10 protein-coding genes are annotated in these 13,846 nt (G+C 73.7%); 8 read left to right on the plus strand and 2 right to left on the minus strand.

Going from position 1 to position 13,846, the window contains the following annotated elements; translation table 11 throughout:
* Window positions 1–12: 12 nt before the first annotated feature.
* From AQI88_RS19410 to AQI88_RS19440, 7 genes are all read left to right on the plus strand, one after another.
* Window positions 13–1,164, plus strand: a complete 1,152-nt coding sequence (locus AQI88_RS19410; protein ID WP_067000627.1) for an acyl-CoA dehydrogenase family protein — start codon at window positions 13–15, stop codon at window positions 1,162–1,164.
* Window positions 1,161–2,105 (plus strand): bifunctional MaoC family dehydratase N-terminal/OB-fold nucleic acid binding domain-containing protein, encoded by a 945-nt coding sequence (locus AQI88_RS19415; RefSeq protein WP_079057664.1) that lies wholly within the window; start codon window positions 1,161–1,163, stop codon window positions 2,103–2,105. The genes AQI88_RS19410 and AQI88_RS19415 overlap by 4 nt, the downstream gene beginning before the upstream one ends.
* A 1-nt stretch (window position 2,106) precedes the next feature.
* Window positions 2,107–3,132, plus strand: coding sequence for an acyl-CoA dehydrogenase family protein (locus AQI88_RS19420; protein ID WP_067000630.1), 1,026 nt, complete (start codon window positions 2,107–2,109; stop codon window positions 3,130–3,132).
* Window positions 3,122–3,547, plus strand: a complete 426-nt coding sequence (locus AQI88_RS19425) for a MaoC family dehydratase (protein ID WP_067000633.1) — start codon at window positions 3,122–3,124, stop codon at window positions 3,545–3,547. Before AQI88_RS19420 ends, AQI88_RS19425 begins: the two co-directional genes overlap by 11 nt.
* The gene (locus AQI88_RS19430) at window positions 3,544–4,710 is read left to right on the plus strand and encodes a lipid-transfer protein (RefSeq protein WP_067000636.1); all 1,167 of its coding nucleotides are present in this window, start codon (window positions 3,544–3,546) and stop codon (window positions 4,708–4,710) included. The genes AQI88_RS19425 and AQI88_RS19430 overlap by 4 nt, the downstream gene beginning before the upstream one ends.
* 147 nt (window positions 4,711–4,857) lie before the next feature.
* The gene (locus tag AQI88_RS19435; RefSeq protein ID WP_067000639.1) at window positions 4,858–5,415 is read left to right on the plus strand and encodes a SigE family RNA polymerase sigma factor; all 558 of its coding nucleotides are present in this window, start codon (window positions 4,858–4,860) and stop codon (window positions 5,413–5,415) included.
* Between the two features lie 302 nt (window positions 5,416–5,717).
* Window positions 5,718–7,373 (plus strand): long-chain fatty acid--CoA ligase, encoded by a 1,656-nt coding sequence (locus AQI88_RS19440; RefSeq protein WP_067000641.1) that lies wholly within the window; start codon window positions 5,718–5,720, stop codon window positions 7,371–7,373.
* A 63-nt stretch (window positions 7,374–7,436) separates the two neighbouring features.
* Here the strand turns inward: AQI88_RS19440 and AQI88_RS19445 are convergent, their stop codons facing one another.
* Window positions 7,437–8,645, minus strand: a complete 1,209-nt coding sequence (locus tag AQI88_RS19445) for an MFS transporter (RefSeq protein ID WP_067000644.1) — start codon at window positions 8,643–8,645, stop codon at window positions 7,437–7,439.
* 125 nt (window positions 8,646–8,770) lie between these two features.
* Between AQI88_RS19445 and AQI88_RS19450 the strand changes: the two genes are divergently transcribed.
* Window positions 8,771–9,352 carry a TetR/AcrR family transcriptional regulator gene (locus AQI88_RS19450; protein WP_067000647.1) on the plus strand — a complete coding sequence of 194 codons (582 nt, stop codon included), beginning with the start codon at window positions 8,771–8,773 and terminating at the stop codon, window positions 9,350–9,352.
* Here the strand turns inward: AQI88_RS19450 and AQI88_RS19455 are convergent.
* Window positions 9,349–13,761 carry a hybrid sensor histidine kinase/response regulator gene (locus AQI88_RS19455; RefSeq protein WP_079057665.1) on the minus strand — a complete coding sequence of 1,471 codons (4,413 nt, stop codon included), beginning with the start codon at window positions 13,759–13,761 and terminating at the stop codon, window positions 9,349–9,351. The genes AQI88_RS19450 and AQI88_RS19455 overlap by 4 nt on opposite strands.
* Between the last annotated feature and the right edge of the window lie 85 nt (window positions 13,762–13,846).

Raw genomic sequence — 13,846 nt, forward strand, 5'->3', positions numbered from 1 at the left:
GGAGGGCCCGCCGTGCACCTCGCCCCCACCGAGCGGCAGCAGCGCCTGCGCGCCGAACTCCGCACCTATTTCGGGGCTTTGATGCCCGAGGGCGGCGAAGTCGCCGACGCCCGCGCCCTGCTGCGCCGCATCGGCGCGGACGGCTGGCTGGGCCTCGGCTGGCCGGTCGAGTACGGCGGTCAGGGTCGGGGCGCGGACGAGCAGTTCGTCTTCTTCGACGAGGCGCACCGGGCCGGCGCCCCCGTCTCCATGGTCACGCTCAACACGGTCGGCCCCACGCTGATGAGGTACGGCAGCGAGCGCCAGAAGGCCCGCTTCCTGCCCCGGATCCTCGCCGGTGACCTGGTCTTCGCGATCGGCTACACCGAGCCCTGCGCCGGCACCGACCTCGCCTCGCTGCGGACCCGGGCCGTACGGGAGGGGGAGGGCTGGCGGATCGACGGGCAGAAGATCTTCACCTCGGGTGCCCAGCACGCCGACTGGATCTGGCTCGCCTGCCGCACCGCCCCTGAGGCGCCCAAGCACCGGGGCATCTCCCTCCTCCTCGTCCCCACCGACGCCCCCGGCTTCTCCTGGACGCCGATCGAGACCGTGGGCGGGCAGACCACCACGGCCACGTACTACGACGGCGTCCGCGTCCCCGCCGAGAACCTGGTCAGTACCGAGAACGACGGCTGGTCGCTGATCACCAGCCAGCTCAACCACGAACGGGTCGCCCTCGCCGCGAGCGGGATGCGGGCCGAGGACTTCCTGGCGGCGGCGCTCACCGCCGCCCGTGCACCCGATCCGGTGAATGGAAGACGCCGGATTGACGAGTCGTGGGTGCGTTTTCGGGCGGCCGAGGCGCACGCCCGGCTGGCGGCAAACCGCCTGCTCAGCTGGCGTTTGGTGGCAGACGTGGGGGCGGGCCAGGTGGCCCCCGGCGAGGCGAGCGGGGTGAAGTTCGCGGGAACGGAATCGGCTGTCGCGACGTATCGCATGTGTCAGGAGATCGCCGGAGAGGCGGGACTGGTCCGCACCGGATCCCCGGGGGTCTTCGGAGACGGCGAGCTGGAGCGGCTGAACAGGGCAGCGCAGATCAACACGTTCGGGGGCGGGGTGAGCGAGGTGCAGCGGGAGATCGTCGCGACGATGCGGCTCGGGATGACCAGGGGGCGGAGGTGAGCGAGCAGGTGGACGAGGTGGGCGCGCGGCTTACGGAGTACGACGGACTGGGAGTGCGGCTGAAGGCGTACGAGGGGCGGCCCGCCGCAGTCACCGGAGCGGGCAAGGACCCGGTGAACGCGCCGATGATCCGGCACTGGTGCGAGGCGATGGGCGACACCAGTCCGGCATACCGCGGGCCCGATGCCATCGCCCCGCCCACCATGCTCCAGGCGTGGACCATGGGCGGCCTCTTGGGCCACGAGGGCCGCACCGGTGCCTACGACGAACTCCTCGGCCTGCTGGACGAGTCGGGATGTACGTCCGTGGTGGCCACCGACTGCGAGCAGGAGTATCTTCGGCCCCTGCGCCCCGGCGACGAGGTCACCTTCGACGCGGTGATCGAGTCGGTCTCCGACCGTAAGACGACCAAGCTGGGCACGGGGTACTTCGTCACGACCCGCATGGACGTACGGGTCGACGGCGAGCCGGCGGGCACCCACCGCTTCCGGATCCTCAAGTACGCCCCGGCGCGCCGGAAACCCCCGAAGCGGCGCCCCCGCCCGGTGGTCAACCGGGACAACGCCGGCTTCTGGGAGGGCGTGGCCGGACACCGGCTCCTCATCCAGCGCTGCACGGGCTGTGGCACCCTGCGCCACCCCTGGCTGCCGGGCTGCAACGCCTGCGGCTGCCTGGACTGGGACACGGTCGAGGCGAGCGGCGCCGGCACGGTCTACTCGCACGTGGTGATGCACCACCCGCCCTTCCCGGCCTTCGAGCCCCCCTACGCGGTCGGCCTGATCGAACTCGCCGAGGGCGTGCGCATGGTGAGCAATGTGGTCGGGGTGCCGTACGACAAGGTGCGCATCGGCCTGCCGGTCCGAGTGGAGTTCCGGACCTACGAGGACGAGGAGGGCGCACTGGTCCTGACGGTCTTCCGGGTCGTCGAAGGGGAGGGATGACATGGACTTCACGCCGACCGAGGCCCAGGCCGAGGCCCGCGACCTGGCCGCGCGGATCTTCGGTGACCTCACCACCCACGAGCGGCTGAAGGCCGCCGGCACCGGCAGCGACCCCGAGCTGTTCAAGGCCCTGTGCGCGGCCGGCCTGGTCGGCGCCGTGGCGGAGCTGGGCCTGCTCGGGCTGGTCCTGCTCCTGGAGGAACAGGGGCGGACGACGGCCCAGGTGCCCTATGCGGCGACGTGCGTGTACGGCCTCCTGGCGGTCACCGCCCACGGCACCCCTGAGCAGCGGGAGCGGCTGCTGCCGGGCATCGAGGACGGCTCGGTGGTGGTGGCCGGGGCGTTCCCGGCGCAAGGCGGCGTACGGGCCTGCGTGCGTGGTGAGCTGACCGGCACCGTCCCCCTCGTCCCCTGGCTCCGGGATGCCACCCACGTCCTGGTCGCCGACACCGACCGCCGGCTGTGGCTGGCCCCGCTCGGCGAGGGCACCGGGATCACCCCGGTGGAGCTGACGGCCCCCTGGTCGGCGGCCCGCCTCACCCTCGACGGGGCACCGGCGGATCACCTGGGCGGTCCGGACGCCTACGCCGATGTCCTCGCCACGGCCCGCACCGCCTTCGCCGGGCTCCAGGCCGGGGTGTGCGCCGGGGCGCTGGCGCGGGCGGTGGCGCACACGAACACCAGGGAGCAGTTCGGGCGGCCGCTCGCCACCCGGCAGGCCGTCCAGCTCCGGGCCGCCGACGCCCACATGGACACCGAGGCGATACGGGTGACGGCGTACGAGGCCGCCTGGTGGCGGGACGCGGGGCTGCCGTACGCCACGCATGCGCTGACCGCCGCCTGGTGGGCCTCCGAGGCGGGGCAGCGGGTCGTCCACACCGGCCAGCATCTGCATGGCGGGGCGGGAGCCGACCTCGACCATCCGGTGCACCGGCACTTCCTGTGGGGGCGGCAGCTGGACGCCTATCTGGGATGCGGGGCCGAAGTGCTCCAGGAACTGGGGGAGTTGATCGCGCATGGCGAGTGAGGAGCGGGCCGAGAGGCCGGCGGTGGGCACCGAGCTGCCGCCGCTGGAGATCCCGGTCACCCGCACGCTGATCGTGGCCGGGGCGATCGCCTCCCGGGACTACCAGGACGTCCACCACGACGCGGAGCTGGCCCGGCAGAAGGGCTCCCCCGATGTCTTCATGAACATCCTGACGACGAACGGCCTGGTCGGCAGGTACATCACGGACCACTTCGGCCCGACGGCGATCCTCCGCAAGGTCGCCATCAGGCTGGGGGCGCCCAACCATCCGGGGGACACGATGGTGCTGACGGGCAGGATCGAGGAGGTCGAGGGCGACACGGCGACGGTGCGGGTGGTCGGGGCCAACGGCATCGGCCGGCATGTGACGGGCACGGTGACCGTCACCCTTCCCGCTCGGGAGGCCGCGTCATGAGCCTGCGCGCGGCCGACACCCTCGGCGGCCGGGCCGCCGTCGTCGGCATCGGAGCCACCGAGTTCTCCAAGGACTCCGGACGCAGTGAGCTGCGGCTGGCGGTGGAGGCGGTGGGGGCCGCGCTGGCGGACGCGGGGCTGACCCCCGGGGATGTGGACGGTCTTGTGACGTTCACGATGGACACCAGCCCGGAGATCACGGTGGCCCAGGCCTGCGGGATGGGCGAGCTGTCCTTCTTCTCCCGCATCCACTACGGCGGCGGGGCGGCCTGTGCGACCGTGCAGCAGGCGGCGCTCGCGGTGGCGACGGGCGTGGCGGAGGTGGTGGTCTGCTACCGGGCCTTCAACGAGCGGTCGGGCCGCAGATTCGGCGCGGGCGTGCAGCACCGGGAGCCCTCGGCGGAGGGCGTGGCGCTCGGCTGGGCGCTGCCGTTCGGGCTGCTCACCCCCGCCTCCTGGGTGGCGATGGCGGCCCAGCGGTACCTGCACACCTACGGGCTGACTCCCGAGGCGTTCGGGCACGTGGCCGTGGTGGACCGCAAGTACGCGGCGACGAACCCGGCGGCCTACTTCCACGGCCGTCCCCTCACCCTCGCCGAACACGCGGCTTCCCGCTGGATCGTGGAGCCGCTCCGGCTGCTGGACTGCTGCCAGGAGACCGACGGCGGCCAGGCCCTGGTGGTGACGTCGGTCGAGCGGGCGCGGGACCTGCCGCAGCCGCCCGCCGTGATCGCGGCGGCCGCCCAGGGCGCCGGCCGGGCGCAGGAGCAGATGACCAGCTTCTACCGGGACGACCTGACCGGCCTGCCGGAGATGGGCGTGGTGGCCCGCCAGCTGTGGCGGACCTCGGGGCTGGGTCCGGCCGACATCGACGTGGGGATCCTGTACGACCACTTCACGCCGTTCGTGCTGATGCAGCTGGAGGAGTTCGGGTTCTGCGCAAAGGGGGAGGCGGCCGGCTTCGTGGCCGGGGAGCGGCTGCCGCTGAACACCCACGGGGGCCAGCTCGGGGAGGCGTATCTGCACGGGATGAACGGGGTGGCGGAAGCGGTACGCCAGATACGGGGCACGGCGGTGAACCAGATACCGGGGGCGGCCCGGACCCTGGTGACGGCCGGCACCGGGGTGCCGACGTCGGGGCTGGTCCTGACGGCCGACGGCTGAGCTCTCAGGGGCGAACCCGTAGAAGCGGTGACCTCGTACTCCACCTTCAGGAGGTGTAGAGCACCCCACCCCTACAACCTGAGGGGGACCCGGCTTCGGGACCTGGGGCCGATCCGCCGGAGCACCCTGCGCTCCTAGCGTGGAGCCATGACCACACCCGTCTGCACCAGCGCCTCGGCCGCCGCCGCACCAGCGCGGCAGACCTACTCGTACCCCTCGTTCGCGTCGTACGTGCGGGCCCGCCAGCCGGTCCTGCTGCGCACCGCGCGCTCGTTGACCGCGAACCCGAGCGATGCCGAGGACCTGCTGCAGACCGCACTCACCAAGACCTACGTGGCCTGGGAGCGGATCGAGGACCACCGGGCGCTGGACGGCTATGTGCGCCGGGCGCTGCTGAACACCCGGACCTCGCAGTGGCGCAAGCGCAGAGTGGACGAGTTCGTCTGCGACGAGCTGCCCGAGCCGGAGCCCGTACCCGGCGAGGGCGACCCGGCCGAGCGGCAGGCGCTGCACGACGCCATGTGGCGGGCGATCGCCAGGCTGCCCGCACGGCAGCGGGCGATGGTCGTCCTCCGGTACTACGAGGACCTCAGCGAGGCCCAGACGGCCGAGGTGCTCGGGGTCTCGGTGGGCACGGTGAAGTCGGCGGTCTCGCGGGCCTTGGGCAAGCTGCGCGAGGATCCCGAGCTGGGGCTTGTGCGCTGAGGCCGGTCCGGCGATCAGGGTCGGAGGAAACGCACGGTGCCTGATCGGCGCCGGGTGAGCGGGGTCATGGGGGTGCCCCCGCGCTTGGGGTCCCCCGCTCGAGCGAAGCCGAGCGTGGGGGAGCGTGCAGCTGCCAGGCGGAGGAGAGTGACGGCAAAGCCGCTGGGGGTGCCCCCGCGCCCTTGAGGCAGTGGGGTCTGACGGCCCCAGTTTTCCTCCCCCTAGTGACATACCGCGCGGTATGTGAGCAGAATCGGCGCTACCTCTACTCCCGCGTAGGCAATGTCGCCCTGGAGGACGCCGTGCTGAGCACCATGCAGGACGTACCGCTGACCGTCACCCGTATCCTCGTGCACGGGGTGCTGGTCCACGGCCGGTCCCAGATCATCACCTGGACCGGGGAGGGCGATCCCCAGCGGCGCAGCTTCGCCGAGGCCGGAGCGCGCGCGGTACAGCTGGCCAACGCCCTCAAGGACGAACTCGGCGTCCGCGGCGACGACCGGGTCGCCACACTGATGTGGAACAACGCCGAGCACGTCGAGGCGTACTTCGCGATCCCGTCCATGGGCGCGGTGCTGCACACGCTCAACCTGCGCCTGCCCGCCGAGCAGCTGGTGTGGATCGTCAACCACGCCGCCGACCGCGTGATCATCGTCAACGGTTCGCTGATCCCGCTGCTCGCCCCGCTGCTGCCCAGGCTGCCGACGGTGGAGCACATCGTCGTCTCCGGCCCCGGCGACCGTTCCCCGCTCGCGGGCGCCACCGCGCGGGTGCACGAGTACGAGGAGCTGATCGCCGGCCGGCCCACCACCTACGACTGGCCCGAGATCGACGAACGCCAGGCCGCCGCGATGTGCTACACGTCCGGCACGACCGGGGACCCCAAGGGCGTGGTGTACAGCCACCGTTCCATCTACCTGCACTCCATGCAGGTGAACATGACCCAGTCGATGGGACTGACGGACCAGGACACCTCGCTGGTCGTGGTCCCCCAGTTCCACGTCAACGCCTGGGGCCTGCCGCACGCCACCTTCATGACCGGCGTCAACCTGCTGATGCCCGACCGCTTCCTGCAGCCCGCCCCGCTCGCCGAGATGATCGAGCGGGAGAAGCCGACGCACGCGGCCGCCGTCCCCACCATCTGGCAGGGCCTGCTCGCCGAACTCACCGCCCGCCCCCGGGACGTCTCCTCCCTCACCCAGGTCACCATCGGCGGCTCGGCCTGCCCGCCCTCCCTGATGGAGGCCTTCGACAAGCTCGGCATGCGGGTCTGCCACGCCTGGGGCATGACGGAGACCTCCCCGCTCGGCACGGTGTCCCGCCCGCCGGCGCACGCGGTCGGCACCGAGGAGGAGTTCGCCTACCGCCTCACCCAGGGCCGCTTCCCGGCCGGCGTCGAGGCCCGTCTCACCGGCCCCGGCGGCGAACGCCTCCCCTGGGACGGCGAGTCGGCGGGCGAGCTGGAGGTGCGCGGCAACTGGATCGCGGGCGCCTACTACAACGGCCCCGGCGCCGAACCGCTGCGCCCCGCCGACAAGTTCAGCGAGGACGGCTGGCTGAAGACCGGCGACGTCGGCACCATCTCCCCCGACGGCTTCCTCACCCTCACCGACCGCGCCAAGGACGTGATCAAGTCCGGCGGCGAGTGGATCTCCTCGGTCGAGCTGGAGAACGCGCTGATGTCCCACCCGGATGTCGCCGAGGCCGCCGTGGTCGCCGTACCCGACGAGAAGTGGGGTGAGCGCCCGCTGGCCACGGTCGTCCTCAGGGACGGCGCGCGTACCGACTTCGAGACTCTGCGCACCTTCCTGGCCGAGGAGGGCCACATCGCCAGGTGGCAGCTCCCCGAGCGCTGGACGGTCGTCGAGTCGGTGCCGAAGACGAGCGTGGGCAAGTTCGACAAGAAGGTGCTGCGCAGGCAGTACGCGGAAGGGGAGCTGGACGTCACCAGCCTCTGACCCCGGCCTCTGACACCAGCCTTTGACCGCCGGGGGGCGGGTGCCGGGGCGGGCACGGCGGCTCTATCGCCGTACCGCCGTGGTCACCCACCCCAGCACCAGCCACACCCCCGCCACCGCGGCGACCCCGCTCCAGCCCCAGTGACTGAAGGCCAGGCCCGCCAGGGTCGAGGCGAGGGCGCCGCCGGTGAAGCCGGCCACGACATAGGCGGTGTTGGCGGTGGCCGGGGCGGAGGTGGTGGTCAGGGCCAGCGTCTGGTTGGCGACGTGGGAGGCGACCAGGGCGGCGTGGATGGCGACGGCGGCCGCGAACAGTGCGATCAGCACCTGCCCGCCGAGCCAGAACAGCGGCACGGACACGGCGGCGAGCAGATACGCGGACCGTACGACCTTCGCCGCGCCGAAGCGGTCGACCAGCCCGCCCGCGAGCGGGGCCACCGCGCTGGCCGTGAGGCCGAAGAGCCCGAACAGACCGGCGGTCGCGGTGGACAGGCCGTACGCCGGGCCGGTCAGCAGCAGGGCCAGCGAGGTCCACAGGGCGCTCCAGGCGCCGAACATCCCGGCCTGCCTGACGCACGCCCGCCACAGGTCCGGCGAGCGGCGGACGAGTCCGGGCAGCGCGGCCAGGCCGGCGAACAGCGGACCGGTACGGCGGCGGTGCTCCCTGGGCAGGGCGCGGGCGGTGGCCAGGCCGAGGATGAGGGTCAGCACGCCGGACCCGGCGAACACCCACCGCCAGCCGAAGGCCTGCCCGGCGAGTCCGCCGACGACCCGGGCCGCGACGATGCCCATGAACAGACCGGCGATGACGGCCGCGACATGGCGGGCGCGCTGGTGGGCGGGGGCGCGCTCGGCGACCAGCGGGACCAGCAGCTGCGGGATGACGGTCGCCGCGGCGGCCACGAAGACGGCGGCGGCGAGGGCGGCGGTGCCGGGCGCGGCCGCGCCGAGCCCCAGGGCGGCCGCCGTGGCCAGGGAGAGCAGGGCGACCAGCGGGCGCTGGTTGACGCGGTCGCCGAGCGGGGCGAAGAAGAGCAGGCCGGCCGCGTAGCCGAACTGGGCGACCGAGGCGATCCAGGTCACGGCCGAGGGGGTGGTGCCGAAGTCGTGGGCGATCAGCGGGAGCAGCGGGGCCGCGAGGTAGATGTTGGCGGCCGTGACGGCGGTGCAGACGGCTATGAGCAGGAGGAAGAACCGGCCGGAGGCGGCGGCCGGCTCCCGGGCGGGGACCCGGACGTCCGGTGTCTGGTGGGTGGTGGTCGCTGACGGCATGAGCGGGAGCACTCCTTGGGGCCGACTCTTGCAACTAACTGGTTGGTTGGGTGTGCCAACAGACTGCACCGCCGCCGAATTCCCTGTCAACCAAATAGTTGGTTACAAGGCGGTACCCTGACCGCATGGCAGCAGTCAGGGACCCCGAGGCCACCAAGGCCCGCATCTTCGACGCGGCGGTCGCCGAGTTCGCCCGGCACGGCATCGCGGGCGCCCGCATCGACCGCATCGCGAGCGAGGCCAAGGCCAACAAGCAGCTGATCTACGCCTACTTCGGCAACAAGGCGGAGCTGTTCACACAGGTCCTGGGCCGGTGCATGGTCGACCTGGCCGCCGCCGTCCCCGTCGACCCGGACGACATCGACGGCTGGGTCGACCGCCTCCTCGACTACCACGCCGCCCACCCCGAACTGCTGCGCCTCCTGTACTGGGAGGGCATCGCCTACGGCAGCGCCGAGCTGCCCGACGAGGCGGCCCGCCAGGACCACTACGCCAGCAAGATCGCCGCGATCGCGGACGGTCAGGCCCGGGGCGTCATCACCGACGCGTTTCCGCCCGGCGACCTGCTGATCCTGCTGGTGGCGCTGACCAACTGGTCCACCGTCGTCCCGCAGATGCGGCGCATCCTCGCGGGTGACGAGGACACCGACCGCGACCGCCTGCGGGCCTCGATCAAGGAGGCGGCCCGCAGGCTGGTCGCCTGCTAGTTGGTCCCGATCCGGGCGAGCAGGTCCACGATCCGGCTCTGCACCTCGCCGCTGGTGGACCGCTCCGCGAGGAACAGCACCGTCTCGCCCGAGGCCAGCCGCGGCAGGTCGGCCTGATCGACGGCGGCGGTGTAGACGACGAGCGGGGTGCGCGTGAGCTGCCCGTTCGCCCGCAGCCAGTCGATGATCCCGGTGAACCCGGCCTGCCGCCGGTGCACCTGCATCAGGTCCATCACCACGAGGTTCGGCCGCAGCTGGCCCGCCAGCGTCACCGCGTCGTCGTCACTGGCGGCCCGCGCCACCTGCATCCCGCGCCGCTCCAGTGTCGCGGTCAGCGCCAGCGCGATCTCCGCGTGCTCCTCGATCAGCAGCACCCGCGGCGGATGCTGCTCGCTGTCGCGCGGCGCCAGCGCCTTCAGGAGTACGGCGGGATCGGCGCCGTACGCCGCCTCCCGCGTCGCCTGCCCGAGCCCCGCCGTGACCAGCACCGGCACCTCGGCCGCGACCGCCGCCTGGCGCAGCGACTGGAGCGCGGTACGGGTGATCGGCCCGGTCAGCGGGTCCACGAACAGCGCGGCGGGGAACGCCGCGATCTGCGCGTCGACCTCCTCGCGGGAGTGCACGATCACCGGCCGGTAGCCGCGGTCGCTCAGCGCCTGCTGGGTCGTCACGTCCGGCGCGGGCCACACCAGCAGCCGCCGCGGGTTGTCCAGCGGCTCCGGGGGCAGCTCGTCGTCCAGCGGCTGCGGCCGCGGGGTGTCCGCGACCTCGACGGCCCCGCCGGGACCGTCCAGCGGCTCGGGTCCCTCGGCCGCGTTCGCGTCCGGGGCGCCTATGGCGTACGAGCGTCCGGCGCCCTCGGTGACCGGGGCGAGCCGCGACTGCCCCGCGAGCGAGGGCTGCGCGGGCGGCTGTTCGGCCGGCGGATGCGGCAGGGCCGCCTGCTCCGGCTGCGACTGCGGCTCCGGGCGCGCGGCCGGGGTGCCCAGCTTGCGCCGGCGGCCGGAACCGCCCGGCGAGTGCGGGGGCGGGGTCGCCGTCGGCTGCTGCACCTGTGCGGCCTGCCGCGAGAACGGCACGCCCTGCCCGAGCGTCCGCACGCTTATGGCCCGCCCCTGAGTGGAGTTCGGGTCGGCCGCGGCCTCGGCGGGCAGGGGCTGAGCCGCCCTCGGCGGCTGGACACCGGGGTGCTCCGGGGGGAGCGGGGTGCCGTTGGCCGGAGTGGCCGGACCGGGCTGCGGTGCCTGCGGCGCAGGGGCCGCCTGAGGGCCGGGGACGCCGGCGCCGGAGGTGCCGTCGGCGTCGGGCCACTGCGGCGGGACCGTCGCCACGGGTGTCCCGGCGGCTGGGACAGGAACGGCCTGCCCTGCCGGCACCTGGCCGGGAGTCTCCTCGGCCGGAAGCGGCTGGGCGGGCTGGGTGGGCTGGGCGGGCTGCGCCGCCGTCGGGGTACCGGCCGCAGGAGTGGTCTGCGCCGCCGCGGTGGGCACGGGCTGTCCGGGAACCGCCTGCGCCGGAACAGGCCGGCCGGGCGGTACCGGTACGCCCTGACCGGCGGTGCCCTGCGCGGGCACGGCGGCGTTGGCCACGGCTGCCTGCTGACCGGGGACGGCCTGAGCCGCGACACCGGGCCGGCCTGCCGGACCCGCCGGTACGGCCACCTGGCCCGGGACCTGAGCCTGCGCGGCCACCGGTGCTGGTGCCAGTGCCGGTGAGGCCTGCGCAGCCTGCGGAACCTGGCCGGGCTGCCCAGGATGTCCGGGAGCGGCCGGTACCGGAGCCGTCTGCGCCCCCTGTGTGCCTTGCGCGCCCTGCGCCGTGTCCGCGGGCTGGGCCACGGCCCGTCGACGGCGACCGGTCGGTGCGTTCGTGGGGTGCGGATGGGGCGGGGTGTGGTCCTCGGCCTGGTCCAGCGGTACGGCGTCGTGCTGACCCTCGTCACCGGGAACCCGCTCGACAGGCACGGCGGCCTGACCGGGCACGGGCACGGGCACCTGACCAGGGCCTTGCGCACCCGGAGCCGTACCGCCCGGAGCCGTGGCGCCCGGCCCCATTTCCACGTCCACGTCCACACCCACGCCCGTCGCCGCTTCCGCGGAGTCGGGCGAACGGTCGGCCTCGGCCGGGGGCAGGGCGAAGACCGTGCGGGCCCCCGCCTCCTGCTGCGCGGCACGCTCCGCCGCGGCGGCCAGTGCACGCCGACGCCGTCCGGTCGGCTGCGCACCCTCGGCCGGAACGGGCTGTGCCGACCCGGTACCGGCCGGGGGCAGCGCGGGCGGCAGGGCGGCCTGCGGCTCGCCGGAGCCGTGCCGGGCGCGGCGTCCCGCGGGCGCGGGGACACCCTGCGGCGGCACGGTGCCGCCGAGCCCGTTGCCCGCGGCGGCGGTCCCCGCGGCGTGCTCGGCCGCGGTCACCACGGCACCCTCGGCTACATCGTCACCGTCACCGGCGTCGCCTTCGGCGGGCCGTCCGCGCCGCCGCCCGGACCCGCCGGACGCGTCCTCCGCGCTCTCGTCCGGGACCGGAGCCGCCTCGACGGCGGCCGCGGCACGCCTGCGGCGCCGGCCGGTCGGCGCGGGCGCCTCCGCCTCACCGTCACCGGACTCGCCGGGAACGTCACTCTCCAGGAAGGCGTCCGTGGAGGGCCGCCGGGCCCGCCGCCGCCCGCCGCCGGGGCCCTGCTCGGCAGGATCGGCGCCGTCGGCGGAGGCGTCCTCGGTGTCCGGCGCCCGGTCGGCGACCGCCCCGGCTCCGCCGCCGAGCGGCACTTCGAGCACGTACGCGCTGCCGCTCATGCCCGGCACGTCGTGCGTCTGCAGCACACCGCCGTGCGCCCGGACGATCCCGCGCACGATCGGCTCGTGGACCGGGTCTCCCCCGGCGTACGGCCCGCGCACCTCGATCCGCGCGACCTCACCGCGCTGCGCGGCCGCGACCACGACGGTGTTGTCCAGGTAACCGCCCGCGGAGACGGGCGCGTTGCCGGTGGCGTCCACGCCCGCCACGTCCGCCACGAGATGCGCGAGCGCGGTGGCGAGCCGCTGCGGGTCGACCTCGGCCTCGATGGGCGGCGCGTGCACGGCGAACTGCACGCGCCCAGGGCCGATCAGCTCGACCGCCCCGTCCACACCGGCGGCGACGACGGCGTCGAGCATCACCTTCGTCCGGGTGATGTCTTCGCCGCCGGAGTCGAGGAGCTGATAGCCGAGGACGTTGTCGATGAGCGTCGTGATCCGGGCATAGCCGGCCGACAGATGGTGCAGCACCTGGTTGGCCTCGGGCCACAGCTGACCGGCGTCGTCCGCGGCCAGGGCGGCCAGCTCGCGCCGCAGCTCGTCCAGGGGGCTGCGCAACGACCGGCCGAGCAGCGTGAGCAGCTGCTCGTGCCGCCCGGCGAGGGCCTCGTACCGGTCCTTCTCCCGCTCGGCGAGCGAGGCGTAGCGCTCCTCGCCGTCCGCCAGCTCCTCCTGGAGCTGCTCGCGCAGCTCGTCGAGTTCGCTGACGTGCTGCTGGCGCAGCGAGGTCAGGTCGGAGGCGTGCTCCTCGGAGAGCCGTTCCAGCTCGTCGGCGTGCGCCTGCTCCAGCGCGGCCTTCTCCTCGACGACGGTGTCGTAGGGCCGCCGGTCGCTGAAGGTCATGACGGCGCCGACGAGCTGGTCGCCGTCGCGCACGGGCGCGGTGGTGAGGTCGACGGAGACCTTCTCGTCCCCCTTGGACCACAGCACCTGCCCGCGCACCCGGTGCTTGCGCCCGGAGCGCAGGGTGTCGGCGAGCGGCGACTCCTCGTACGGGAAGGGGGAGCCGTCGGCGCGGGAGTGCAGCACGAGGGTGTGCAGCTCCTTGCCGCCCAGCTCACCGGCCCGGTACCCCAGTATCTGGGCGGCGGCGGGGTTGACGAGCACGATCCGCCCGTCGGTGTCGGTGCCTACGACACCTTCCGAGGCCGCTCGCAGGATCATCTCGGTCTGCCGCTGGGAACGGGCCAGCTCGGCCTCGGTGTCCACGGTCCCGGACAGGTCACGGACGACGAGCATCAGCAGCTCGTCGCCGGTGTAGCCGTAACCGTCGTACGCCTGCTGCCCGTTCTCCAGGTTCGCGCTCGTGACCTCGACCGGGAACTCCGTCCCGTCCGTCCGCCGCGCGATCATCCGCGTCGGCTTGGTCCGCCCCTGCGGATCCATGTGGTCGGGCCGCCGCATGGACCCCGGGATCAGCTTGGAGTCGAACTGCGGCAGCAGATCGAGCAGCCCGCGCCCGACGAGAGCCGTCCCCGGCGCCTCGAAGGCCTCCAGGGCGATGGTGTTGGCGTTGACGACGGTTCCGTTGGCGTTGACCAGGACCAACGCGTCGGGCAGCGCGTCGAGTATGGCTGCGAGGCGAGCAGCGCCTCGGGATGGCCTGCTGCTCACGAGACGCTTCCTCCCTGTTACCGCACCTTGCCGACCGCTCGGGCCATCTTGCCAACCTGCCCGCAGCGTGTCACGCGAGGGAGTC

This window comes from Streptomyces cellostaticus (assembly GCF_001513965.1).
Taxonomy (GTDB): domain Bacteria; phylum Actinomycetota; class Actinomycetes; order Streptomycetales; family Streptomycetaceae; genus Streptomyces; species Streptomyces cellostaticus.